Here is a 24,801-nt window from a genome sequence, read left to right as displayed (position 1 = left end):
CTCGTATTGACCTGTCTCAATGACCTTGCGGTCTGAAGCGTTGGCGAACGGTGATGTGCCTCTTCAGGCCGCAAAGGGAAAAAAGTGCGTCAGGAACGCTATCGAATTCGAGAGATTAGAGCGCGACAGGAAGCTTCACGGCGGACAACGCATGTTCTTCTTTTTCTCGAACCGGCTGGGGTGTCTCGGCTCGCTGCTGATCTCCGGCTTGATCACTGTCGCGCTGCTCTTCCTGTTCGGGATACTTCGGTTTTGATCTTCACCGCGCAGGTCCCAATCCAGCATCTCCGCCTTTGAGATGTCGTTCGCTCAGCTTGAGGAACCTGGCCCCGGCTGGACAGTTGTTCGCACTCTCGCCACACGGAGAGCAGCCTTGGAAGTTACCATCATCGGAGAATTCGACACGCGTCGCGGTGCTGAGCTCGCGGTTGAGCATGTCGTGCAGGAATGCGGTGTGTCGCGAAGCGACGTCTTCGTCCAGCCCGCCGGCGATGCGAACACGGTGGGGACACATCCGGCTGGTGCCGATGCCAAGGCTGCGCCCGCGCCGGGGGGACGGCAGAGGCTGGAAGGTCTGATCGAAGTTTCCGTGGATTTCCACGGCGATGCGCCTGAGAAGATTGCAGATGCGTTGAGGAGCGCCGGCGCAAAGACTGTTCGCACCCAAATAGCGGCATCTGCGGTCCGGGCGGGGCTCGTGGGAACCCCTTGAGCATCCAACGCGTTTAGACGCGAATGCGAATTGCGAGGTCCACCTGCTTCAGAGTTCATCGCCCCTGATTCCCGGCGACACCGTCTGGCGGCGGTGCGAAGCGCGGCGTGTGGCGGTTCTGAACGATGCTGCGGCTTATTTCGCAGCCCTTCGGGAAGCGCTGCTGCAGGCGCAAGACCTCGTCTACATCATTGGATGGGACATCCATAGTGAAACCCGGCTGGTCGGAACGTCCGGACGCGCCGATGATGGCCTGCCGGAGCAGCTTGGTCCGCTCCTGCGCGCGCTGGTTCAACGCCGGCCCGCCTTGCGGATCAACATTCTCGTCTGGGACTTCGTCTCGCTTTATGCCTCTGAAAGGGAGTGGAATTCCGCGACGAAGTTCACCGCTGAGACAGACGGCCGCGTCCGGTTTCAACTGGATTCCACGCTTCCGTTTGGCTCGGCCCAACACCAGAAGATCGTCTGCGTCGACGGTTCACTGGCGTTCGTCGGCGGGCTCGATCTGACGATCAGGCGCTGGGACACGAGTGATCATCGCGCCGATCACCCATCGCGCTGCGACCCCCAGGGGAAGCCATACCCGCCGTTTCATGACGTTCAGTGCATGGTCGACGGGGATGCTGCTGCGTGGCTGTTCGAGCTTGCGGACGAGCGCTGGCGTGCGGCAGGCCAACAGCGTCATGATCGGCGCACGCCGAAGAGCGTTCGGTGGCCAGCCAATGTGCCGGTCGAGGCTGAGCACTTGCCGGTCGGTATCGCCAGGACCGAGGTGGTCTGTCCTGCGGGCTCGACCATCAGGGAGGTCGAGCATTCCTTGATTGCCGCGATCCGGTCCGCGACGAGCTTCATCTACATCGAAAATCAGTTCACCAGCGCCATCAAGATCGCGCGTGAATTGGTGGAGCAGATGCTCCGGGTGCCGTCGCTTCGGGTTCTGGTCGTCGCTCCAAAACTGCATTCCTCGTGGCTGGAATCCCAGGCCATGCAGAACGGCCGCGGCGCCTTCATCGACTGCTTCAGTGCGGCTGGGGTCGCAGATCGTATTCGCTTCCTCTATCCGGTCTCGCGCAGCGGAGACATGGAAGCTGCCGTGATGGTGCACAGCAAGCTCATGATCGTCGACGATCGGATATTGAGAATCGGCTCGGCTAACCTTAACAATCGGTCGATGGGCGCCGATAGTGAATGTGACCTCGTTTTTGAGGCCGCGTCCGAGGAGCATCGGGATTTCATCGCCTCGGTTCGCCAACGCTTGATCGCCCATTTCTGCGGTCTCGAAGAACAGACCCTCGCGCAAAATGAGGATCGTCTTTTTGCTCTCCTCGACGACGTGTCGAGAGGTGATGGGACGAAGACGCTGCGGAAAGTAGAGTCCTCGGGTTTGACCAGTACCCTGGCCACGATGGTTCAGCCGGTGGCGGACCCTGAGAGGCCTCTTCATTTGGAGCGGGCGGCATCTCGGATGTGGAGCACGAAGACGATAATCGGGATCGTATCGATCGCCGTGGCGCTTCTTGGGCTGGCGCTGGTCTGGTCCTACACATCCTTGAGCGATTTCGCCGACGCAGGCCGCATTTCGACGTTCCTGTCTGTCTATTCGCAATCCATCTGGGGGCCATTCTTCGCGATCGCAGCTTTTGTCGTCGGCGGGCTGGTCGTGTTTCCGATTCTCGTCCTCATTGCGGCAACTGCTGCTGCACTCGGGCCATGGCTGGGTTTCTTCACTGCAATGGCTGGCGCCTTGCTCAGCGCCCTTGTCCTTTTTTCGATCGGACGGGTACTCGGTCGAGAACGCCTCCAGCGTCTGCTTGGACGACGCGCAGCGCGCATCCAGGAACGCATTGTAGGCAAGGGCATTCTGGCCGTCGTCGTCATCAGGATGATTCCCGTCGCACCGTACTCGGTGGTGAATGTCGTGGCTGGTGCGAGCACGCTGCCGCTTCGTGACTTCATGGTTGGAACGGTGCTGGGCATTACACCCGGGATTCTCGCCATGGCCGTTCTGGGAGCTCAGATCGCGGATCTGGCCAGGAATGCGTCCTGGAGCAACGTGTTACTGCTCGCACTGGCGTTTCTGGGCTGGCTCGGGTTCTGCGCGGGCGCGCAATTCCTTGCGACGTGGCTCGCCGGGAGGCGCTGATGGCGCCGATGCGCTTCATGACGTGGAATGTGCACGGCACGTTCAATCTCAATCCGAAATTCGATCTGGAAGGTGTTTGCTCCATCATTCGCAAATGGTCGCCGGATGTCGTCGCGCTTCAAGAGGTGGATTCCCGGTCGCGGTCAGACGACCCGTTTGCGAAGCTGGCGAGTCTCGTCGGCGATCACCGCGTTCACGCCAAGTCGATCGTCACGGAGGACGGTGATTTCGGTCAGATGCTCCTGAGCAGATTTCCGTTCTCCGGCGTGCCCGAGATCGTCGACGTGTCGTACCGGGAGCGGGAGCCGCGCAGAGTGATTGCCACCGGATTGCTGACGCCCTCCGGCGACGTCCGCGTGGTCGCCACTCATCTCGGCCTGAGTATCCACGAGCGGTATGAGCAGGCTCAGGCCCTTGTGAGCCTGGTGAAGCCTGGAAGGACCGTCGTTCTCGGCGACTTCAACGATTGGTTCTGGGTGAAATCGGTGCGGCGCGTGCTCGCGCAGGTCTGCCCAAACCGAACGCGGCTTCGAACCTTCCCGGCGCGTTTACCCTTGCTGCGGCTCGACCGGATCTATGCAACGCGCGATAGCCGGTTCGGGAAAGTCTGGACCGACGAAGAGGCAAGGGCGTATTCGGACCATTTGCCCGTGATTGCGGACATCGAGATCTGATACTTGCCCGGCGGGATCACCTCACTCACCTCTCGCCGTAACGCTTTGAGACGGAGGCGCCCGATCAGACGAGCTTCCGAAGCTCGCCGAATGCCGATGTCTTGCCCGGACGGGTGACCTGCTCTTGCGCCTCGAGAAAAGTGTTGTGGCAGAGGGGCTTAGCTACTGTGCATGGGGTTGTTTTCGCAACTCCTCGTCGCCGGGTCCATGCCCCTCAACGCGACCATGCGGAACTCTTTCCTCGAAGCAGCGTTGACTTGGCATGACTGAAGACCTTTCCTTCCGACGCAAACCCCTGACCCCCGAACAACGCCAGGCGCGCGATGCGGCGCGCCGGATCGAGGCCGAGAAGGCCATGCGCGATCATGAAGCAGCGCAGAAGGCGTTTTACGCCAATAAGGAACGGCTAAGGGCCGAGCGGCTGGCGCGTGAAGCGGCGGCGCCGAAGGGCTGAGCGAACGCGCTCGCTGCCCAATCGCTAAAATCGCTTCTCCCGGCCGTGGCCGGTTGCCACTTGTCGATCCCGTTTACATTCAAGGCCAGCCTCGCAGAGAGGGCGGCCACTCAGGCGGCCCCGTTCTCCCGCAACTCTCCGTTCATGCGTCAGCTCTCGATGCCCCGGCGTCACGCGGCGCCGGGCCTGCATGACGAATGCCATATGTCGCCGGCCGGCGAACGGTCAGGCTTGACGGCCTTCGGCTTCCGGGAGGAAGCTTCAAACCATCCTCAACTGACGTGAAGCACGGAGACGTTCGCTCCCAGCAAGTCCGATCCTCATCAGCGAAACGAGAATGGAGCTGACCATGACCACGTTCGACAAGCGCGAGCAGGGCTTTGAAGCCAAATTCGCCCATGACGAGGAATTCATGTTCAAGGCCACCGCCCGGTCCAACAAGCTGCTCGGGCTCTGGGCCGCAAGCCAGCTCGGGCTCAGCGGCGATGCCGGGGCAAGCTACGCGACCGCACTGGTGACGGACCACCTGGCGAGCCGGACGATGGACGATGTCGTTGGCAAGGTGGCAGGCGATCTCGCAGACAAGGGTGTCCCGCGCGAGCAGGTCGCGCAGAAGCTTCAGGAGTGTCTGCACCAGGCGCTGGCGCAGCTCGAAGCGGACAAGCAATGAGACCGGCCGCAGCGCTTCATTCGGCGTGCTTGCGCATCCCGGACTCGCTGAGCTTGTCGACATAGGCAATGCCGATCGCCGACACGACGAAGGTGAGGTGGATCAGCACCTGCCACATCACTGCGGTTTCGGTGAAGCCGGCGCGGTCGGACCCGAGATTGCCGGCCTCGATGAAGGTGCGGAGCAGCGCGATCGAGGAGATGCCGATGATAGCCATGGCGAGCTTGATCTTCAGGACGCTCGCATTGACATGGCCGAGCCATTCCGGTTCGTCGGGATGACCCTGGAGCTCGAGCCGCGAAACGAACGTCTCGTAGCCGCCGACGATGACCATCACGAGCAGGTTGGAGATCATCACGACGTCGATCAGCGCCAGCACGCTCATCATGATCTGCTGCTCGGTGAGATCGAGGGCATGCCAGGAGAGGTGCCAGAGCTCCTTGAGGAACAGCGCGATGTAGACGCATTGCGCCACGATCAGCCCGAGATAGAGCGGCAGTTGCAGCCAGCGCGAGCCGAAGATGATCATCGGCAGCAGGCCGAGCTGCGGCGAAGGCGGACGGGGGCCAGTTCCTGGGGCAGGCTCAACCGACATTCAAGCTGCATCCTTGCATCGGGACGATCTCGCCGTCATGTACCCCGACAAGATGGCCGGCGGAAGACGCGACGCGCTTGCCGCATTCCATGGGCAGCGCCGTTTCATGCTACGGTGCCGACCGGCCGTCGCGCGACGGCCGCAAGCCGGAGGTGGGGAGTGTCTCGGAGCGGCCTTGGCAAGTGGTCCGGCGCAATCGCATGCGCTGGCGCCATGCTGGTCGGTGCAGGCGGCGACGAAGTCTCGGCGACACCGCTGACGCCGTATCGCTACGAGGCGCAGGCGCAGCGTCATTGCCCGCATGACAGGGTGGTCTGGCTCGACTTCAGGAAGGGCCTCTATTACCGCAAAGGTCAGAAGCGGTATGGCGAGGGATTTGACGGCAGCTTCGTCTGCCTGAGCGAGGCCCGTGGCAATTTCTACCGCCGTTCACTGTTGGGTCTGCGCTGAGCGGCACGGGGTCCGGACTTGCGAACGCGCCGGCTCTTGCTGCGCCGCGATGGAGCTATCTTGAGAGGGGCCTCAGGCAAATGCCAGCGCCACGAGGCTCGAGCAGAGCAGCACCAAGCCGCTCGCGGTCAATGCCAGGAAGCCATCGGATACGAAGTCATGGTTGCGCATGGGACACCAGCTGCTCTCGTCTCCGATGCTGGATCGGATTCATCAAAATTGTCCGAACGCGCCGGCTATTTCTGCGCCGACAGCTTGACCGACACGTGCGGGGATGTGCTGACGACCCGGGGACTTCCATCCGGATAGGTGAGGTCGCCGCGGATCAGGGATCCCAGGACCAGGAAGAATTTCTCGGCAAGCATCTGCGTCACCCTCGTTGGTGATGGCCTCTCGCAATTGGTCGAGGTGCTGAACGCAGAAATTCAATCAACTGAATGGGAGCAGGACAGTCGCGCTTGCTGCGCCGCGATGGAGCTATGTTGGGAGATGGGGAGCAGGGGCCTCAGGCAAATGCCAGGGCCACGAGGCTCGAACAGAGCAGCACCAAGCCGCCCGCAGTCAATGCCAGGAAACCATCGGATACGAAGTCATGGTTGCGCATGGGACACCTGCCGCTCTCGTTTTCGATGCGCGATCGGATCCATCAAAATTGTCCGAACGCGATGCCTTGAAAGAGGTGATGCTTGCCGCCCGCGCGAGTGCCTTTAGGCCCTCGTGCGGTAACCTTCGAAGGCATGGGCCAGGAAGATCCCCGCGCTTACCAGACCCATCAGTGCCGAAACCGTCTCGATCATCGTTAAATTCCAATCCGCCCCTGCGAACCGAGAAAACGCGCGCGGCCTTGCACAGTCAAAAGAATTTCGGTGAGCGCCGCGACAATGGGCGTGGAGTGAGGATTTGGCGCAACAGCTTGTCCTGCCGTGGCACAGAGCAGGGCGCCCAGGCTCCGTAGATCAACGGGAGGAAGCGAACCTCTCGTTTACCATGCCGGCGTGATCGCTGCGGGCTCCCCATTTCCGCCGTGTTCGGGTTGCGTTATCCTTACCACTTCCGACGCGGTGGTGGGCCGTCTCGGAATCAGAACGACCGGACAGCGCTCCCCGTAGCCAAAGCGGGTAGGGTACGCCTCCGGCAAAGTGGTATTTGGGGCGCATGGGGATCCGACGGTCAGATTCGGTTTTGCGGGCCGCGCGCGGTGTTGCGGCGGTCGCGACCTGCGTTGTGCTCGCCAATTGCGCCTCCTCCAACAAGTTCGCCAGCCGCGTCGATCCGAAATACGGCGTGTCCTCGAGCCCCCGGGTGGTGGCGTGGGGCGAACCGGTCCCGAAGGGCGGCGGCACCTACCGCGTCGGCAAGCCCTATGTCGTGGCGGGCAAGACCTACGTGCCGGAGGAGGACGTCAATTACCGCGCCGAGGGCATGGCGTCCTGGTACGGTGATGATTTCCACGGCCGCCTGACCGCCAATGGCGAAGTGTTCGACATGACCTCGCTCACCGCGGCGCATCCGACCCTGCCGATGCCGTCCTACGCGCGGGTCACCAACGTCTCGAACGGCAAGTCGCTGATCGTCCGTGTCAACGATCGTGGGCCCTATCACGGCAACCGCCTCATCGACGTCTCGAACAAGGCCGCCGAACTCCTTGAATTCAAAGGCAATGGTGTCGCCAAGGTCCGCGTCGAATATGTCGGCCGGGCGCCGCTTGAGGGCTCCGACGACCGCCAGCTGATGGCCACCTTGCGCACCGGCGTTCCGGCGCCGTCGCCCTCGATGGTTCGTGTCGCCTCGGCAAAGCCGTTTGTGCCGGAGCTGCCGTCCTCGGGCCGCGGCGCCGTTCGCGGTGAGATCCCGATGCCGGAAGGACGCCCCTATAGTCTCGGCAATACCTCCGCCGACATGGCATCGCTCAATGCGACCTCGGAAATGTCGGCCTCGAGCCGCAGCCGGGGCCGGGCGCTCCAGAACGCCCGCGCCGTGTCCTATGATGAGGACCGCCGCTACCTCGCCGAGAGCGCGCCCTCATCGGACGGCGCCGCCGAGGCTCGCAACATCCTGAGCGGACGCGGGCTCTACTGAGCCGCGCTCGCCGTCAGGAATTTCACCAGCGCCGCGTTCACCTCGTCGGGCCGCTCCTGCTGCACCCAATGGCCGGCGCCCTCGAGGATCAGCTTGCCCTTGAGATTGGGCAGCACTCGCTCGAGCTCGTTGACGCGCTTGGCGCCGATCAGGCCGGTGATCACAGCGTCTTTTGAGCCTGCGATGAAGAGGGAAGGCTGGTGGATCTGGGCGTCCTGCCAGGGCGCGGTCAGCTCCCAGTTGCGGTCGATGTTGCGGTACCAGTTCAGTCCGCCGCGGAAGCCGGACTTGCGGAAGGCTTCGGTGAAATAGGCCAGATCGGCCTCGCTGAGCCAGGCGGGCAGCGCCTCCTCGGCGCCCGCATGGCCGAGAAAGCCCTTGCCCTCCTGCACGAACATGGCCGCGGTGGGATCGGCGAGGCCGCGTCCGCCGAGCACGATGCGCATGGTGCGGCCAACGTCTCGCTCGAGTTCAGCCTCGGCGACGCCGGGCGTCTGGAAATACTGCCAGTAGAAATTGGTGATACCGCCCTGACGCAACAGCTCGAGCGGCTTGCCGCGGCCGCGGAACGGCGGCGGCACGCTCAGGCCCGCGACGGCCGTGAAGATGTCGGGCCGGAACAGCGCCGCGTGCCAGGCGACGGGCGCGCCCCAATCGTGGCCGACCACCATCGCCTTGGTCTCGCCGAGCGCCTGGACGAGGCCGACCACGTCACCGACCGTATCGAAGATCGAGTAGGCCGCAACATCAGGGGGCGCTGCGCTTCTGCCGTAGCCGCGCATATCGGCCGCGACGACGCGAAACCCGGCTTCGGCAAGCGCGGGGATCTGGTGGCGCCAGGAGTAGGACAGTTCCGGCCACCCATGGCATAGAACCACCAGCGGACCCTGGCCGGCTTCGCGGACGAACAGCTCGACCCCGTTGGCCTTGATCGTGCGGCTTGAGGACATTCGCTTTTCCGCCTTGTTTCAGGGGTTTGGTCGGGAAATATGAGATGCCACGATAGGGGCGCGAGGAGAATCGTGCAATCTCAGGGCAAGCGTCCAACCGCGTGTTGTTCGCATCTGTTCCAACTGTTAGAACGCCTGTCTCAGGGCTTCGCCATGGCATTTCGTCTTCCTTCGCTTCGTTGCAACCGGCTCACCGCCGGAACGCTGGCGCGCGGGCTGATTGCTGCGGTTCTGGTGGCGGGGATCGGCTGGGGCGGGACGCTCTATGCCGCCAACCAGAGCGTCCAGGGCGCCAAGAAAGCAGAAGAGGCCGGCTTCGATGGCGATGCCCCGACTGCGATCCTGATCGAAGCCTCCAGCGGCAGCGTGCTGTTCGAGAAGAACGCCGACGAGCTGCGCGCGCCCTCGAGCATGATGAAGCTGATGACCGCGGAGGTCGTCTTCAATGCGATCAAGAAGGGAGACATCAAGCTGACGGACGAGTACCGGATCAGCGAGAATGCCTGGCGCCGGGGCGGCGCGCCCTCAGGCGGCTCGACCATGTTCGCGGCCATCAACAGCAAGGTCTCGGTCGACGATCTTCTCCACGGCGCGATCATCCAGAGCGGCAACGACGCCTGCATCGCGCTTGCCGAAGCCATGGCGGGCAATGAGCGGATCTTTGCGGCCGATTTCATGACCAAGCGCGCACGCGAACTCGGTCTCACCAAATCGACCTTCGCCAATTCCAACGGCTTACCCGACCCCGGCAACAAGATGACGGTCCGCGAGCTCGGCACGCTCGCCCGGCATATCATTCTCGACTTTCCCGACTTCTACAAACTGTTCGGCGAGAAGGAGTTCACCTGGAACAAGATCCGCCAGTTCAACCGCAATCCGCTGCTCAATTCGATGGAAGGCGCTGACGGTCTCAAGACCGGCTACACCAAGGAAGGCGGCTACGGCATGGTGGGCTCGGCCGTGCAGAACGGCACGCGGCTGATCGTCGTCGTCAATGGACTCGAAGACCCCGAGGATCGCGCCACGGAAGCCAAGAAGATGCTGGAATGGGGCTTCCGCAATTTCGAGACCCGCATCCTGTTCGCGGCCGAGCAGCCCGTCGGTTACGCCAAGGTGTTCGGCGGCGAGAGCCGCTCGGTCAAGCTCGTCGCGAAGACGCCAGTGAAGGTGATGGTGCACAAGAACGGCAGCGACAAGCTGATTGCGCGGCTCGTCTATAGCGGCCCGGTGCGCGCGCCGATCGAGGCCGGCCAGCGGGTCGGCGTGGTCAGAGTCTGGCGCAGCGGCAACATCGCGGTCGAGACGCCGGTCTATGCGGCCGAAGCGATCAGCACCGGCTCGACCATGCGCCGCGCGATCGACGGCGCCAGCGAGCTCGTGATCGGCATGTTCCGCGCAGGCGCCGAGAAGCTCTGATCATGAGTGAGAGCGCGGCACAGCGGCCGTCCGGACGCGGACGCTTCATCACCTTTGAAGGGGGCGAGGGCGCGGGCAAGTCGACCCAGATCAAGAAGCTCGCCGACCGCCTCAAGGCGGCGAAGCTGCGCATCCGGGTGACGCGGGAGCCGGGCGGCTCGCCGGGCGCCGAGATCATGCGTCACCTTGTGCTGTCAGGCATGGGCAAGCTGCTCGGCCCCGAGGCGGAGACGCTGCTTTTTGCCGCCGCGCGCGATGACCATGTCCGCACCGTGATCCTGCCTGCGCTCAACCAGGGCACCTGGGTGCTGTGCGACCGCTTCGCCGACTCGACGCGGGCCTATCAGGGCAGCCTCGGCCGCGTTCCCGAGGGACTGATCAATGCGATGCAGAGGGTCACGATCGGCGATCTCAAGCCGGATCTCACCATCATCCTCGATTTACCCGTCGAGATAGGCCTGCAACGCGCCGCCGCGCGCCGCGGCAGCAGTACGCCTGACAGGTTCGAGTCCGAGAAGCTCAGCTTCCACGAGGGCCTCCGCGAAGCCTATCGCAAGATCGCCGCGGAGGAGCCCGCGCGCTGTGTGCTGATCGATGCCAATTCCGATCCTGACACGGTCGCGGCCCGAGTCTGGACGGAGCTGCGCGATCGTCTTCTTCCCACACCGGCTTCGGTGATTTCCGCATGAGCCCACGTCAGGCCGAGCGTGAAACCGCCGTTCCCCATCCGCGTGAGACGTCGCGGCTGTTCGGCCATCGAGAGGCCGAGGCCGCGCTGCTGGCGGCCTATCGCAGCGGGCGCATTCCTCATGCCTGGCTGATCGGCGGGCCGCAAGGAATCGGCAAGGCGACGCTGGCCTACCGCATGGCGCGCTTCGTGCTCGCTCATTCTCAGCCGCTGGCACCCGCCGTGCAGCGCGCCGAAGATCTTGCGATCGATCCTGACGACGCCGTCGCGCGGCAGGTGGCAGCCGGCTCGCACGGCGGCCTGCTGGCGCTGGAGCGAACCGCCAATGATCGCGGCGTGATGCGCACCGTGATCACCGTAGACGAGACGCGCGAGACGATCGCGTTCTTTGGCTCGACCGCGGCCGCCGAAGGATGGCGCGTCTGCGTCGTCGACACCGTCGACGAGCTCAATCCAAACGCGGCCAATGCGCTTCTGAAGATCCTCGAGGAGCCACCCCAGCAGTCGCTATTCCTTCTGGTGAGCCACGCGCCCGCGCGCGTGCTCGCCACGATCCAGTCACGCTGCCGCAAGCTGCGCCTGCGGCCGCTCGCCACGGATGACGTGATCGCGGCCGCAGCTTCGGCGGCCGGGCTCGAGCCGAACGATCCCGCGTTGCGCGAAGCGGCCGAGGCCTCCGAGGGAAGCGTCGCACGGGCGCTGACGTTGCTCGGCGGCGACGCCCTGAAACTTCAGCAGCGCACGGCGGCGCTGCTTGCGCGCCTGCCGCAGGTCGATCCGCGCGAATTGCACACGCTCGGCGATTCGCTCGGCACCAGCGACCGTGTCGCGCTTGCCGCCTTCATCGACGGCATTGACCGCTGGATCGCGGAGCGCCTGCATGCGGATGAGGCCAATGCCAACCAGAACCTGCCGCGCCTTGCGCGCCTAAGCGAGGTATGGGAAAAGATCGTCCGCGCCGCGCGCGACACCGAAACCTACAATCTGGAGCGCAAGCCCTTGGTCTTCTCGGTGTTCGGCTGGCTGTCGGACGCAACGCGCTAGAGCATGATCCGGAAAAGTGCGGAGCGGTTTTCCGAAAAGATCATGCGCAAAACAACAACCTAACGCAGGTTCGTTTCCAAATTTCGGACAAGCCGGTAAAAGGAATTCGTGGTGGCAACGCGAGCTAAGAAGACCGTCAAAGGCAAGCGCAGCAAGAAGGCTGCCAAGAAGCCCGTGAAGAAAGCCGCCGGGAAGGCCGTGAAGGCGCGCGCGACCAAAGCCGTCAAGAGGACCAAGAAGGCTGCGGCCAAGAAGGGCGTGACGAAGAGCGCTGCGAGGACGACAAAGAAGGCCGGAAAGAAGGCCGCGAAAGGGCGGGTCGTCGCCGGGAAGGCTTCGACGAATGCAACTGCAAAAAAGCCGGCCAAAACTCCGGCGAAGAAGGTCGCGAAGAAGGCGGTTGCGTCTGCCGTGACCGCCGCGCCGGCTCCTGTCGTCATGTCGCCGAAGGCCGTGACGCCCAAGGTATCAAAACCCAAGGTGTCGAAACCCAAGACCTCGCGTGCGCCGAAGCCGGTCGCTGCATCAAAGGCTGCCGCGCCCGTTACCGCCTCGGCGCGCGACAACGTCTTCTACATCACGACCGCGATCGCCTATCCCAATGGCAGCCCGCATATCGGTCACGCCTATGAGGCAATCGCGACCGACGCGCTGGCGCGCTTTGCGCGGCTCGACGGCAAGGACGTGTTCTTCCTGACCGGCACCGACGAGCACGGTCAGAAAATGGTTCAGACCGCGGCCGGGGAAGGCATGTCCGCCGCCGCGCTCGCGACCCGCAATGCCGGCCGCTTCAAGGAGATGGACGAGCGTCTGAACGTGTCGTTCGACCGCTTCATCCGCACCACCGAGGAGCAGCATCACCGCTCCAGCCAGGAGATCTGGCGGCGCATGGAAGCGAACGGCGACATCTATGCTGACAGCTATTCGGGCTGGTACTCGGTCCGCGACGAGGCCTATTACGCCGAGGACGAGACGCGCCTGAACGACGACGGCGTGCGCTTGGGGCCACAGGGTACGCCGGTCGAATGGGTCGAGGAGAAGAGCTATTTCTTCCGCCTGTCGGCGTATCAGGACAAGCTGCTCAAGCTCTACGCGGATCACCCTGATTTCATCGGACCGGACTCCCGCAAGAACGAAGTGGTGAGCTTCGTCAAGGGCGGCCTGCGCGATCTCTCGATCTCGCGTACCACTTTCGATTGGGGCGTGAAGGTGCCTGGCGACGAAGAGCACGTGATGTATGTCTGGGTCGATGCGCTGACCAACTACATCACCGGCGTCGGCTTTCCCGATGAGAGCGACAGGAACTGGCGCTACTGGCCGGCCGACGTGCACATCATCGGCAAGGACATCATCCGTTTCCATGCCGTGTATTGGCCGGCCTTCCTTCTGTCAGCGGGCATCTCGCTGCCGAAGCGGGTCTATGCCCACGGATTCCTGTTCAACAGGGGCGAGAAGATGTCGAAATCGGTCGGCAACGTCGTCGATCCCTTCAATCTCGCCGACCAGTACGGCGTCGACCAGATGCGCTATTTCTTCCTGCGCGAAGTGCCGTTCGGGCAGGACGGCAATTACAATCACGAGGCCATCGTGGCGCGTATCAACGCCGATCTCGCCAACGATCTCGGCAACCTCGCGCAACGTTCGCTGTCGATGATCGCCAAGCAGTTCGGCGGCGTGCTGCCCGAGCCCGGCGAGTTCAGCGACAACGACAAGGCGATTTTGGCGATGGCCGATGGCATGGTCGCTGCGTCACGCGAGTCCATGGCGGCGCAGCAGATCCATCAATGGCTCAACACGGTCTGGGCCGTGGTCGCGGAAGCCAACCGCTATTTCGCCGGGGAGGCGCCATGGGCGCTCGCCAAGACCGATCCTGCCAGGCAGAGAACGGTGCTCTACGTCACCGCCGATGTCGTGCGCCAGATCGCGATCCTGGCTCAGCCCGCGATGCCGACGGCTTCAGGGAAGTTGCTCGACAGCCTCGGCATCCCCGATACCGAGCGCAACTTCGCCATGCTCGGCGCCGCCAGGCGCATCGCGCCCGGCTCGACGTTGCCGGCGCCGACGCCGGCGTTCCCGCGCTACATCGAGCCTGCGGCCTAGGGACGCCGAGCGATGCTGGTCGACAGCCACTGCCATCTGGATTTTCCGGACTTTGCGGATGATCTCGACGGGATCGTATCGCGGGCGCGAGCGGCCGGTATTGGCCGCATGATCACTATCTCTACACGGGTGCGAAAGCTGAATCAGCTTCTGGCCATCGCCGAACGTTACGACGACGTCTATTGCTCGGTCGGCACTCATCCGCACAACGCGGACGAGGAGGACGGCATCGCGCCGGACGAGCTCGTTGTCCTGACGCAGCACCCCAAGGTCGTCGCGCTCGGCGAGGCCGGGCTCGACTATTTCTACGACAATGGCTCGCCGGAGGCGCAGGCGAGGGGCTTTCGCGCCCACATCGCCGCCGCCCGCGCCACCGGCCTGCCGCTGGTGATCCACACCCGGGAAGCCGACGAGGACTGCGCACGCATTCTGGAAGACGAGGCGGCAAAGGGATCGTTTCGCGCCGTGCTGCATTGTTACACGGGCGGGCGCGAGCTGGCCCTGAAGGCAGTGTCGCTCGGGCTCCATATCGGCTTCACGGGAATCCTGACCTTCAAGAAATCGGAAGCCTTGCGCGAACTCGCCGCCGAATTGCCCTCCGACCGTATCCTGGTTGAAACGGACTCGCCCTATCTTGCGCCGGGCAAATTCCGGGGCAAACGCAACGAGCCCGCCTATGTGGTCGAGGTCGCAAAAGTGCTCGCTCAGACGCGCGGCGTGTCGCTTGACGAAATCTCACGCCAGACCACCGAAAACTTCTTCCGCCTGTTCTCCAAGGTGAAAGCTTAGGACTGGAGCCGCATGACGCTGACGCTGACGATCCTGGGTTGCGGCTCCTCCGCCGGCGTGCCGCGCCCGGCGCTCGGCTGGGGCGCCTGCGATCCCAACAATCCCAAGAACCGCCGTCGCCGCTGCTCGCTGCTGGTCGAACGGACGTCCGAGCACGGCACGACACGCATTGTGATCGACACCTCGCCGGATCTACGCGAGCAGCTGCTCTCGACCAATGTCGACCACATCGACGCAGTGTTCCTGACGCACGAGCACGCCGACCAGACCCACGGCATGGACGATCTACGCTCGGTCGTCATGCACATGCGTCGTCGTATCCCGACCTACTTCAATCAGTCGACCGCCAAGGACATCCTGTCGCGGTTCTCCTATTGCTTCATCTCGCCCGAGGGCAGCGACTACCCGCCGATCCTGACTCGGCATTCGATCGAGGCGGGCGAAAGCCAAACCGTTCTGGGGAAGGGCGGCGCCGTGACGATGACAGCCTTCCTGGTGCAGCACGGCAACATTCCCGCGCTCGGCTATCGGATCGGGGATGCCGCCTACACGCCCGACCTCAACGACATCCCGCGCGAGAGCTGGGGCGCACTGGAAAATCTGGACCTCTGGATCGTCGACGGCCTGCGCTACACCAGCCATGTCAGCCATTTCAGCATCAACGACGCCCTGTCCTGGATCGAGCGGTTCAAGCCGAAGCGCGCGGTCATCACCAATATGACCGCCGACGTCGACTACGAGGTCATCCGTCAGTCGCTGCCGGCAGGCGTGGTGCCGGCCTATGACGGGCTGCGGCTGGAGACGCACTGAACCTGGGGTAGAAATTCCGGCGTCAGCCGGCATACTCCTTGCTTGCGCCGGCCCCATCATGTTGATCTAACGTCTGAAAGACAGGCGTTGGACAGGGCGAAATTCAGGCACGACCGCACAGGTCGATTGGATCGCCTTGTGCGAGGATGGGGATTGCCTTGGCAGGGGACGATGTAGCGGCTCGGGGACCAGTGCGACGCGCTCTGGACCTGCTTTATCTCGGCGCGGGCTACGCCGCGGGCGTCTTCCTGGTCGCGATCTTCGCAATCATGATGGTCATGTCGGTCGGGCGCCAGTTTGCGATCAACATTCCCGCCGGCGACGATTTCGCGTCCTGGTGCATGGCCGCGATGGCTTTCCTCGGTCTCGCACACACCTTCAAGCGCGGAGAGATGATCCGCGTCGGTCTGCTGCTGGAGCGTTTGCACGGGCGGACCAAGCAGATCGCCGAGATCACGGCGCTCGGTATTGCCACCGCCTTCATTCTCTATTTCACCCGCTATGCCGTGCAGATGACCTACGATTCCTGGCGCTTCAACGATGTGGCGCAGGGCGTCGTCGCGCTACCGCTCTGGATTCCGCAGCTCGGCTTTGCCGGCGGGCTTGCGATCCTGTCGATCGCGCTCATCGATGAAATGGTCAGTGTCGTCGGCGGCAACCGGCCGAGCTACGAGCGGGGCTCACCGGATGAGACACCGGACGAATTCATAGAGCGCATCTCGCAGGGCGGCGGAGGTTGACCATGGCCAATCTCGGCATGATCGAGCTGTCGTTCGTTCTGCTCGGCGTCATGATCCTGCTGCTGGGAAGCGGCGTGTGGATTGCGGTCTCGCTTGGACTTGTCGGCTTCGTGGCGATGGCGCTGACAACGAGCCTGCCGCTCGGCGCCGTGCTCGCCACCACCACCTGGAGCGCCAGTTCCTCATGGACGCTGGCGGCCCTGCCGCTGTTCATCTGGATGGGCGAGATCCTCTTCCGCACCAAATTGTCGGAAGAGATGTTTCGGGGGCTGTCGCCCTGGGTTCAGTGGCTGCCGGGGCGCCTGACCCATGTCAACGTGATCGGCTGCGGCATCTTTGCGGCGGTGTCCGGCTCCTCGGCGGCGACCTGCGCGACGATCGGAAAAATCGCGCTGCCTGAGCTCGACAAGCGCGGCTACGACAAGAGCCTGAGTCTCGGATCGCTCGCAGGCGCGGGCACGCTCGGCCTCCTGATTCCGCCCTCGATCCCGATGGTGGTCTACGCGGTCACGGCGAACGTCTCCGTGCTTCAGGTGTTTCTCGGCGGGTTCTTGCCGGGCGTGCTCGTGATGGTGCTTTATTCGGGCTACATCATCATCTGGTCGCTGCTCAATCCCAAGAAGGTTCCGCCGCGCGACCCGCCGATGCCGTTCCGGCAGAAGCTGCGGGAGTCGGCGAAGCTCGCACCCTGTCTGCTTCTGATTCTGGCCGTGTTTCTTTCCCTCGTGTTGGGCTTCGCGACCGCGACGGAATGCGCTGCATGGGGCGTTACGGGCGCGTTGCTGCTGGCGTGGTGGAGCGGCACGTTGACGCGGAAGAATTTCCTCGAGAGCATCATGAGCGCGACGCGCCTAACCTGCATGATCATGCTGATCCTGGCAGGTGCGGCCTACACCACGGCTGCGATGGCCTATACGGGCATTCCGGCCGCGCTCGCCACCTGGGTCCAGGGGCAGCAGCTCACGCCGAGCATGCTCGCGCTGTATCTGAGCATTATGTACATCATCCTGGGATGCCTGATCGACGGCATCTCGATGATCGTTCTGACGGCCGTCATCGTGCTGCCGATGGTCAGGCAGGCCGGGCTCGACCTGGTCTGGTTCGGCGTCTATCTCATCATTCATGTGGAAATGGCGCAGATCACGCCGCCGGTTGGATTCAATCTGTTCGTGCTCCAGAACATGAGCGGTCGTGATACGTTCACCGTTGCGCGGGCAGCGTTTCCGTTCTTCGTCCTGCTGCTCGCTTCCGTGTTCATCATCACGGAGTATCCGCAGATCGTGATGTTTCTGCCCAAGCTCGCTTTCCCAGACTGACCGCATCCGGTTTTCAAGTTTACTGTGAGGAGAAGTCCAATGATGTCTCGTTTAGTCCGCGCATCCTTGATCGCCGGAGCCGTGATGGCTGCGACACCGGCGTTGGCCCAGACCAAATGGAATCTGCCGGCAGCGTATCCTGCGGACAATCCGCACTCCGAAAACCTGGTCGCTTTCGCCAAGGACGTCGAAGCCGCCACCTCCGGCAAGCTCCAGATCACGGTTCATCCGGGCGCCTCGCTGTTCAAGGCACCCGACATCAAGCGCGCGGTGGTGACCGGGCAGGCGCAGATGGGCGAGGTGCTGCTCTCGATCCACGAGAACGAGGATCCGCTGTTCGGCGTCGACGTCGTGCCGTTCCTGGCCACCAGCTTCCCGGACGCGATGAAGCTGTATCAGGCCTCCAAGCCTGCGATCGTGAAGAAGCTCGATGCGCAGGGGCTCAAGCTGCTGTTCGTGGTGCCGTGGGCGCCGCAGGGCGTCTATGTCAACAAGCCGCTGGCCTCGATCGAAGACATGAAGGGCTTGAAGTGGCGGGCCTACAATGTCGGGACCGCGCGCATCGGCGAACTGGTCGGCGCCCAGTCGGTCACGATCCAGGCGGCGGAACTGCCGCAGGCACTGGCGACGGGCGTGGTGAACTCCTTCATGTCGTCGGGTGGCACCGGCTACGACGCCAAGGCCTGGGAGTCGCTCAAATATTTCTATGACGTGCAGGCCTGGATTCCGAAGGACTACACCTTCGTCAACAAGGCCGCGTTCGAGGCGCTCGACAAGCCGACCCAGGAGGCCATCCTCAAGGCCGCCGCGACCGCGGAAACCCGCGGCTGGAAGGCCTGGCAGGACAAGAGCACCTGGTATATCGACCAGCTCAAGGCGAAAGGCATGACGGTCGAGCCGCCGAGCCCGGCACTCAAGGCCGGCTTCCAGAAGATCGGTGAACAGCTCACGGCCGACTGGCTCAAGAAGGCCGGCGCCGACGGCCAGGCGGTGGTCGACGCTTACAAGAAGATGTGAGACCGATGCGGCCTTCCGCTCACCGCTCTCCAGCGCGTGGGCGGAAGGCCATCGGCAGCCAACTCAGCTCGAAATCGCCTGCGCCGAACCGACCTCGTTTCGCAGCAGGAATTTCTGGATCTTGCCGGTCGAGGTCTTCGGGATCGGTCCGAACACGACCGCCTTCGGTGTCTTGAAGCCGCTCATGTGCGAACGGCAGAAAGCGATGATGTCGGCCTCGCTGGCGCTGGCGCCGTCCTTCAGCTCGACGAAGGCGCAGGGCACTTCACCCCATTTCGGATCAGGCTTGGCGACCACGGCTGCGAACAGTATGGCCGGATGCTTGTAGAGGATGTCCTCGACCTCGACGGAGGAGATGTTCTCGCCGCCGGAAATGATGATGTCCTTGGAGCGGTCCTTGATGATGACGTAGCCGTGCTCGTCGAGCACGCCGAGATCGCCGGTGTGAAACCAGCCACCCTCGAAGGCTTCCTTGGTTGCTTTCTCGTTCTTGAGATAGCCCTTCATCACGATGTTGCCGCGGAACATGACCTCGCCGATGGTCTCGCCGTCGCGCGGGACTTCCTGCATGGTCTGCGGATTGATCACAGTGACTCTTTCCTGGAGCGGGTACGGCACGCCCTGCCGGCGCTTCATGCGCGCGCGTTCCGCAGGCGGAAGGTCGTCCCAGCCGGGCTGCTCGGCGCAGACCGAGGCGGGGCCGTAGACCTCGGTCAGGCCGTACACATGCGTCAGCTTGATGCCGATGCTTTCGGCGCCTTCCAGCACCGCGACCGGCGGCGCAGCGCCTGCGATCAGGCCGACGACGCGGCGGGCAGCATTGCCGGTTGACGTTTCCTTGGGCGCATCGGGGGCGTTGATCAGCGTGTTGTAGACGATCGGCGCGCCGCACATGTGGGTGACGCCGTGCTGCTTGATCAGCTGGAAGATCCTGGTCGGCTCGACCTTGCGCAGGCAGACATTGATGCCGGTGGCGGCCGCAATTGTCCACGGGAAGCACCAGCCGTTGCAGTGGAACATCGGCAGCGTCCAGAGATAGACCGGATGCTGGCCGAGATTGCCGGCAAGGATGTTGCTGACGGCGTTCAGGTACGCACCGCGATGATGGGTGACGACGCCCTTGGGATTGCCCGTCGTGCCCGAGGTGTAGCTCAGCGCGATGGCATCCCACTCATCCTGCGGCAGGACGGCGGTGAATGCGGGATCGCCGTGCGCGACCGCCGCCTCATATTCGATCTCGCCGATGCGCTTGCCGCCCTTGAACGCGGCGTCGTCGACGTCGATCACCAGCGGCTTGGGCCCTGCCATCCGCGCGAGTGCCTCGCTGATGACGCCCGAAAACTCGGGATCGACCAGGATGATCTTGGCGCCGCCATGTTCGAGCTGGAACGCGATCGAGGGCGCATCGAGACGGATGTTGAGAGCGTTGAGCACGGCGCCGGTCATGGGCACGGCGAAATGCGCTTCGTTCATCGCCGGAATGTTCGGCAGCATGGCCGCAACGGTGTCGCCGACGCCGATGCCCTTGCCCGCGAGATAAGAGGCAAAGCGGCGGCAGCGCTCATAGGTCTGCGCCCAGGTGAAGCTGCGGCCCTCATAAACGGTGCTGACGTGATCGGGATAGACTGTGGCGCTGCGCGCGAGGAAGCTCAGCGGGCTCAGCGGCACGTAGTTGGCGGGAGTCTTTTCGAGGCCGATATTGTACGGGTTCTGCCGCTCACTCATCGACACACTCCTTAAATCGCGTCAAAGAAATCCGATCGAGATCCAGGGGAAGATCGCGACGATGATCAATCCCACCAGCAGCGCCAAAAGATAGCCCCAGATCGGCCTGATGCCTTCAGCCGGATCGACGCGTCCGATGGCGCAGGCGGCATAATAGCCGACGCCGAATGGCGGGGCGAATAGCCCGATACCCATGGCGAGAATGATCACCATGGCATAGTGCACCTCGTGGACGCCGACGGCGCGGGCGATCGGAAACAGCAGCGGCCCGAACAGCACGATGGCTGGAATACCCTCCAGTACACTGCCGAGGATGGTGAAGGCCAGGATCGACACGGCAATGAAGGTCGCGGCCCCGCCCGGCAATCCCGTCATGGCGGCGGCCAGCGAGCGCGAGAATCCGGATTGGGTCAGGCCCCAGGCCATGCCGGTCGCCGTGCCGATAATCAAGAGGATCGCGCCCGACAGTGCTGCGGTTTCGACCAGCATCGGAAACAGCCGCCGCCAGTCGAAGCGGCGGTAGACGAGGAGGCCGACGAGGGCGCCATAGACGATGCCGATGGTGGAGACCTCGGTCGCGGTCGCGATGCCCTCGACGACCGCGTAGCGGATCACGAACGGCAGCGCGAGCGCGGGCAGGGCGATGATGAAGGTCCTGCCGATCTCGGATGCCGTGGCACGGCGGACATGGCTCATGTCCTCGTGGCGGTAGCGCCACCACACCAGCATGCAGAGCGTGACCGCGAGCACGACGCCGGGCAAGAGGCCGCCAGTGAACAGCGCCGCGATGGAGACGCCGGTGACCGAGCCGATCGTGATCAGCACGAGACTCGGCGGAATGGTCTCGGTCTGGGCGCCCGTCGCCGCCAGAAGCGCGACGAGGTCCCCAGGCTTGGCCCCACGCTCTTTCATCTCGGGAAACAGCACGGGCGCAACTGCGGCCATGTCGGCGGCCTTCGCCCCGGAAATGCCGGAGACCAGGTACATGGCGCCGACAAGCACGTAGTGCAGGCCGCCCCTGATATGGCCGAGCAGGCTTGCCAGGAACGCCACCATGGCCCGCGCCATGCCGGTCATCTCGATCAGGAGTCCCAGGAATACGAACAAGGGCACGGAGAGCAGGATGAGGTGGCTCATGCCCTCGTCCATCCGCCCGACCAGGACCATGACGGGCGTCCGCGTGGTCAGCGCGAGATAACCGAAGATCGCCAGGCCAAAGCCGAAGGCAATGGGAACCCCGGCAAAGACGCAAAAGCCGGCAACGCCGACGAAGAAGACGATGAGGTTGAGATTGCCTAGCGGCCGCAGGAGCGGCTCGGCCAGCCAGAACAGGCCGATCACGACCGCAACCGACAGCACGGCGGCTGCGACCATTCGGTAGTCGGCCGCGCGCAGCAGCCGCAGCAAGGCAAAGGCCGCCATCAGGCCGGTCCCGACCGGTAGCGCAGCGGCGCGCCACATATTCGAGATCTGGAGCGCCGGAGTGGTGATGTAGCTCTCTTCATAGGCATAGTCGCAGGACGGCCAGACGATCAGCGCCAGAAACGCGAGCGCCGCGCAGGTCGCGACCAAATCGAGATAGGCCCGCATCGCAGGCTTGGCGCTCGCGACGATCGCGGTCATGCGCATGTGCTCGGAGCGGCGGAATGCGACCGCCGCGCCCAGCATGGCCAGCCACAGGAACAGGATCGAGGCGAGCTCGTCGGACCAGATCAGCGGCCGGTGCAGGCCGTAGCGCGCGACCACCCCGGCGAACAGGATCACGATTTCGGCGACGACGAGAATCGCCGCCGGGACCTCGACGAGGAGGCCGAGCACGCGTTCCATTGAGCCCAGCAACGAAGGTCGGCGAGGGGACTGCACAGCCACCTCGCCCGTTACTTCGGTCACCTCAATCTCGATATGAGCCATGACGGCCCCGACGCGTTACGACAGCTTGCCGACGGCCTTCTCCAGGAGGTCCCAGGCCTGATCGCCGTACTTGCCTTTCCACTCGGCATAGAAGCCGGCAGCCCGCAGCTTTTCGCGGAATGGCGCCACGGCCGGCTGGTTGAAGGTCAGGCCCTTGGTCGCGAGTTCCTGCTGGAGGTTGGCATTGAGCTTGGCTGTATCCTCGCGCTCCTTCACGGCCGCGGCATTGATGTTCTTGGCGACGACGGTGCGCACGTCCTGCGGCAGCTTTTCCCAAGCTCTGCGGTTGGCCAGGAACCAGAAGCCGTCCCACATGTGGTTGGTCAGAGAGCAGTACTTCTGCACCTCGTAGAGTTTTGCGGTCGAGATGATCGCCAGCGGGTTCTCCTGGCCCTCGACGATCTTGGTCTGGAGCGCCGAATAGACTTCGCTGAAATTGATCGAGGCGGGCGCCGCATCGAACGCCTTGAACATCGAGGTCCACAGCGGCGACACCGGCACGCGGATCTTGAAGCCCTTGAGGTCGTCAGGACCGGTGATCGGCTTGGTCGACGACGTGGTCTGGCGGAAGCCGTTGTCCCAGATGTTGTCCATCACCTCGAGGCCGGCCTTCTTGATCTCGCCGCGGACATGGGCGCCGAGATCGCCGTCCATGGCTTTCCAGACCGTGGCGTAGTCGGGGAACGCGAAACCGATGCCGTTGATGGAAGCCGCCGGAACAAGGGTCGACAGGATCAGTCCCGACAGCGTGAAGAACTCAACGCCGCCGGAGCGGATCTGGCTCAGCATGTCGGTGTCGGATCCGAGCTGGTTGTTCGGGAAGATCTGGAGGTCGAACTTGCCGCCGGTCTCGCTCTTGATCGCCGCCGCCATCTCCTTGGCGCGCACGTTCATCGGATGGGTGTCAGGCAGATTATTGGCATATTTGTAGGTGAACTCGGCGCTCTGCGCGCGGGCCACATGGGGCGCACCGAGGCCGCCCAGGACCGCGGTCGCGGCGGAGGCCTTGAGAAGCGTGCGTCGGGAAAAACTCATCGGTCTGCTTCCTCGGAAGGTTTGTTGTTGTTCTGAGATGCAAACCTATACGGACGGTCGGCCTTAAGGTCATCTGCGATCTCGCGAGGCCTCGCTTATTGCAGCCGGACAAGGTCACGGCAATATCCGCTTTCGGGACACGGGGCCGATTTCAAAATCTGAAAAACAACCCCATGCACAGTAGCCGTCAAGAGCTGAGGCGCCGATTGAGACGCCAGAGAGAACGGCCGGTCAAGCGAAGGTGCTGCATCAGGAATTTCGGCTAAAGATTTGATCTGATTGTATATAAAAATATTCCATAATATACCTTATGCGAATTATGGATTAGCCGTGTCGGCTGGGACCTGCCAATTGATCTTGCCAGGACTGAGCCGCTGGCGCACTCCTTGGGTCTGCTCCGCTGTCGGCCGGTCGCACCCCAGCAGAGCCGCCGCGCGACATGCCGGCTCGGCAGTTCTAAAGGTTTCTGCAAGCGTGTCAGGCTGTGGAGAGCGATCGTAGCCAGGCCAGTCGCGAGATCGCGCGTTCGGCGAGCTGCTGCAGGCGTTCGAGGTGGGCAGCGTCGTTCGATCGCTCGGCGCCATCGAGGTAACCGTCGACGAGCGCTTCGGCGATCTCCAATGGGCCTTTGCGTTCCATGGGCGCCGGAAAGCTGCCGAGGCCCACGGCGGCGTCGGCCATCTCGATCGCCTGTTGGCGAATGTCCCTTATCCGGACCGCAGCTGGCCCGCTCAAGCGTTGTTCCATATCGGCAAGTTGGGCAGCTAGGCGGAGCTCGAGTCGCTGCGCGTCGATTTGCGGCGGTCGAGGCACCGCCGACGTCTCGGCACTGCTCCGTTCGTGTTCGTGATGATAAGCGCGCCGCCTCTCCTTCCGCAGCGTGGCGACATGGCCGAGCTCCTCCTTGGCCATCGCCTCGGAGGCCTTCTTGACCTCGGAATCGTGCGAGTAGGCCGCCAGATAGGACCAGAAGGCGAAGGCGCGCTCCTCGTTGCGGACCGCCATCGCGAGCGCACGGTACGGCGTCATCAGACGAGATGTCTTCACCTCGGCGGCCGCGTCCGGAGGAAGTGCTGCCGGCGCCTCCCAGCGCACCATGGCGGGATCCGGGCGTTTGCCGCGGCGCGACTGCGACCACTGCGACACACTGTCTACGTGCTCGCGCTCGGCGGCGGCAAGCCGCGTGAACACCTCCGCCAGGTCATCCTTGCCCTGCCCGCGCATCTCTTCGGCAAGAGAATCGTACTTGTTGGCCGCTTCCTGCTCCATTGCATGCGCTAGCGCAAAGAGTTCGTCGAGCGACTCCAATACACCGGCGGGCTCAGCAACAAGCAATGACGTGCGCAAGAGCGGCATGGCGAAAGTTCCCGATGCAGATGTGTGATTTGGTTCCGCGAGAGTACAAATATTTTGGTTCAGCTTGACAGATATCGACGTGCGCGATGAGTGTTGCACGTCAGCGGCGACAAATCATCGAAGAAGA

23 protein-coding genes are annotated in these 24,801 nt (G+C 63.5%); 16 read left to right on the top strand and 7 right to left on the bottom strand.

Annotated features, from left to right (window positions below; genetic code table 11):
• Positions 1 to 373 precede the first annotated feature (373 nt).
• From EHH60_RS19185 to EHH60_RS19165, 5 genes are all read left to right on the top strand, one after another.
• Entirely contained in the window at positions 374 to 712 is a 339-nt protein-coding gene (locus EHH60_RS19185; protein ID WP_124161001.1) for a hypothetical protein, read from the top strand.
• A gap of 109 nt (positions 713 to 821) precedes the next feature.
• Entirely contained in the window at positions 822 to 2,855 is a 2,034-nt protein-coding gene (locus EHH60_RS19180; protein ID WP_124161000.1) for a VTT domain-containing protein, read from the top strand.
• Entirely contained in the window at positions 2,855 to 3,529 is a 675-nt protein-coding gene (locus tag EHH60_RS19175; protein ID WP_124160999.1) for an endonuclease/exonuclease/phosphatase family protein, read from the top strand. Before EHH60_RS19180 ends, EHH60_RS19175 begins: the two co-directional genes overlap by 1 nt.
• Before the next feature lie 262 nt (positions 3,530 to 3,791).
• Positions 3,792 to 3,983 (top strand): hypothetical protein, encoded by a 192-nt coding sequence (locus EHH60_RS19170; RefSeq protein ID WP_061881641.1) that lies wholly within the window; start codon positions 3,792 to 3,794, stop codon positions 3,981 to 3,983.
• A 349-nt stretch (positions 3,984 to 4,332) separates the two neighbouring features.
• Positions 4,333 to 4,653 (top strand): DUF1476 domain-containing protein, encoded by a 321-nt coding sequence (locus EHH60_RS19165; protein ID WP_199751581.1) that lies wholly within the window; start codon positions 4,333 to 4,335, stop codon positions 4,651 to 4,653.
• Between the two features lie 16 nt (positions 4,654 to 4,669).
• On the opposite strand, the gene EHH60_RS19160 is transcribed toward EHH60_RS19165, so the two are convergent.
• The gene (locus EHH60_RS19160) at positions 4,670 to 5,248 is read right to left on the bottom strand and encodes a TIGR00645 family protein (protein WP_124160997.1); all 579 of its coding nucleotides are present in this window, start codon (positions 5,246 to 5,248) and stop codon (positions 4,670 to 4,672) included.
• Between the two features lie 213 nt (positions 5,249 to 5,461).
• Here EHH60_RS19160 and EHH60_RS19155 point away from each other — a divergent pair, with 213 nt between their 5' ends.
• Entirely contained in the window at positions 5,462 to 5,698 is a 237-nt protein-coding gene (locus EHH60_RS19155) for a hypothetical protein (RefSeq protein ID WP_245454527.1), read from the top strand.
• A 236-nt stretch (positions 5,699 to 5,934) separates the two neighbouring features.
• Here the strand turns inward: EHH60_RS19155 and EHH60_RS38575 are convergent, their stop codons facing one another.
• Positions 5,935 to 6,063, bottom strand: a complete 129-nt coding sequence (locus EHH60_RS38575; protein ID WP_283811840.1) for a hypothetical protein — start codon at positions 6,061 to 6,063, stop codon at positions 5,935 to 5,937.
• Positions 6,064 to 6,853: 790 nt separating this feature from the next.
• Here EHH60_RS38575 and EHH60_RS19145 point away from each other — a divergent pair.
• A complete protein-coding gene (locus tag EHH60_RS19145) occupies positions 6,854 to 7,777 on the top strand; it encodes a septal ring lytic transglycosylase RlpA family protein (RefSeq protein ID WP_124160995.1) in 924 nt (307 codons plus the stop codon).
• Here the strand turns inward: EHH60_RS19145 and EHH60_RS19140 are convergent.
• The gene (locus EHH60_RS19140) at positions 7,771 to 8,727 is read right to left on the bottom strand and encodes an alpha/beta fold hydrolase (RefSeq protein WP_124160994.1); all 957 of its coding nucleotides are present in this window, start codon (positions 8,725 to 8,727) and stop codon (positions 7,771 to 7,773) included. The two genes, EHH60_RS19145 and EHH60_RS19140, sit on opposite strands and share 7 nt — an antisense overlap.
• A gap of 153 nt (positions 8,728 to 8,880) precedes the next feature.
• Here EHH60_RS19140 and EHH60_RS19135 point away from each other — a divergent pair, with 153 nt between their 5' ends.
• From EHH60_RS19135 to EHH60_RS19095, 9 genes are all read left to right on the top strand, one after another.
• Positions 8,881 to 10,143: a D-alanyl-D-alanine carboxypeptidase family protein gene (locus EHH60_RS19135; protein WP_199751579.1), complete on the top strand. Its 1,263-nt coding sequence runs from the start codon at positions 8,881 to 8,883 to the stop codon at positions 10,141 to 10,143.
• 2 nt (positions 10,144 to 10,145) lie between these two features.
• The gene (gene tmk, locus EHH60_RS19130; protein WP_124160992.1) at positions 10,146 to 10,832 is read left to right on the top strand and encodes a dTMP kinase; all 687 of its coding nucleotides are present in this window, start codon (positions 10,146 to 10,148) and stop codon (positions 10,830 to 10,832) included.
• Entirely contained in the window at positions 10,829 to 11,875 is a 1,047-nt protein-coding gene (locus EHH60_RS19125) for a DNA polymerase III subunit delta' (RefSeq protein ID WP_124160991.1), read from the top strand. The genes tmk and EHH60_RS19125 overlap by 4 nt, the downstream gene beginning before the upstream one ends.
• A gap of 111 nt (positions 11,876 to 11,986) precedes the next feature.
• Entirely contained in the window at positions 11,987 to 13,975 is a 1,989-nt protein-coding gene (metG, locus tag EHH60_RS19120) for a methionine--tRNA ligase (protein WP_124160990.1), read from the top strand.
• 12 nt (positions 13,976 to 13,987) lie between these two features.
• Positions 13,988 to 14,764 carry a TatD family hydrolase gene (locus EHH60_RS19115; protein ID WP_124160989.1) on the top strand — a complete coding sequence of 259 codons (777 nt, stop codon included), beginning with the start codon at positions 13,988 to 13,990 and terminating at the stop codon, positions 14,762 to 14,764.
• A gap of 12 nt (positions 14,765 to 14,776) precedes the next feature.
• A complete protein-coding gene (locus EHH60_RS19110; protein WP_124160988.1) occupies positions 14,777 to 15,574 on the top strand; it encodes an MBL fold metallo-hydrolase in 798 nt (265 codons plus the stop codon).
• A gap of 146 nt (positions 15,575 to 15,720) precedes the next feature.
• The gene (locus EHH60_RS19105) at positions 15,721 to 16,314 is read left to right on the top strand and encodes a TRAP transporter small permease (RefSeq protein WP_124160987.1); all 594 of its coding nucleotides are present in this window, start codon (positions 15,721 to 15,723) and stop codon (positions 16,312 to 16,314) included.
• 2 nt (positions 16,315 to 16,316) lie between these two features.
• The gene (locus EHH60_RS19100) at positions 16,317 to 17,630 is read left to right on the top strand and encodes a TRAP transporter large permease (RefSeq protein ID WP_124160986.1); all 1,314 of its coding nucleotides are present in this window, start codon (positions 16,317 to 16,319) and stop codon (positions 17,628 to 17,630) included.
• 39 nt (positions 17,631 to 17,669) lie between these two features.
• Complete coding sequence (locus EHH60_RS19095) at positions 17,670 to 18,647, top strand: TRAP transporter substrate-binding protein (RefSeq protein ID WP_124160985.1); 978 nt, start codon at positions 17,670 to 17,672, stop codon at positions 18,645 to 18,647.
• A gap of 63 nt (positions 18,648 to 18,710) precedes the next feature.
• On the opposite strand, the gene EHH60_RS19090 is transcribed toward EHH60_RS19095, so the two are convergent.
• From EHH60_RS19090 to EHH60_RS19075, 4 genes are all read right to left on the bottom strand, one after another.
• Entirely contained in the window at positions 18,711 to 20,372 is a 1,662-nt protein-coding gene (locus tag EHH60_RS19090; protein WP_199751577.1) for an acyl-CoA synthetase, read from the bottom strand.
• A gap of 21 nt (positions 20,373 to 20,393) precedes the next feature.
• On the bottom strand, positions 20,394 to 22,283 hold the full coding sequence (locus EHH60_RS19085) for a TRAP transporter large permease (RefSeq protein ID WP_124160983.1): 1,890 nt from the start codon (positions 22,281 to 22,283) through the stop codon (positions 20,394 to 20,396).
• 15 nt (positions 22,284 to 22,298) lie between these two features.
• Entirely contained in the window at positions 22,299 to 23,318 is a 1,020-nt protein-coding gene (locus EHH60_RS19080) for a TRAP transporter substrate-binding protein (RefSeq protein ID WP_124160982.1), read from the bottom strand.
• Between the two features lie 477 nt (positions 23,319 to 23,795).
• Positions 23,796 to 24,674 (bottom strand): ferritin family protein, encoded by an 879-nt coding sequence (locus tag EHH60_RS19075; protein WP_124160981.1) that lies wholly within the window; start codon positions 24,672 to 24,674, stop codon positions 23,796 to 23,798.
• Between the last annotated feature and the right edge of the window lie 127 nt (positions 24,675 to 24,801).

The organism is Bradyrhizobium sp. RP6 (assembly GCF_003837805.1).
Classification (GTDB): domain Bacteria; phylum Pseudomonadota; class Alphaproteobacteria; order Rhizobiales; family Xanthobacteraceae; genus Bradyrhizobium.
The sequence above is the reverse complement of the archived record's forward strand: the minus strand, read 5'-3'. Positions and strand labels throughout refer to the sequence as shown.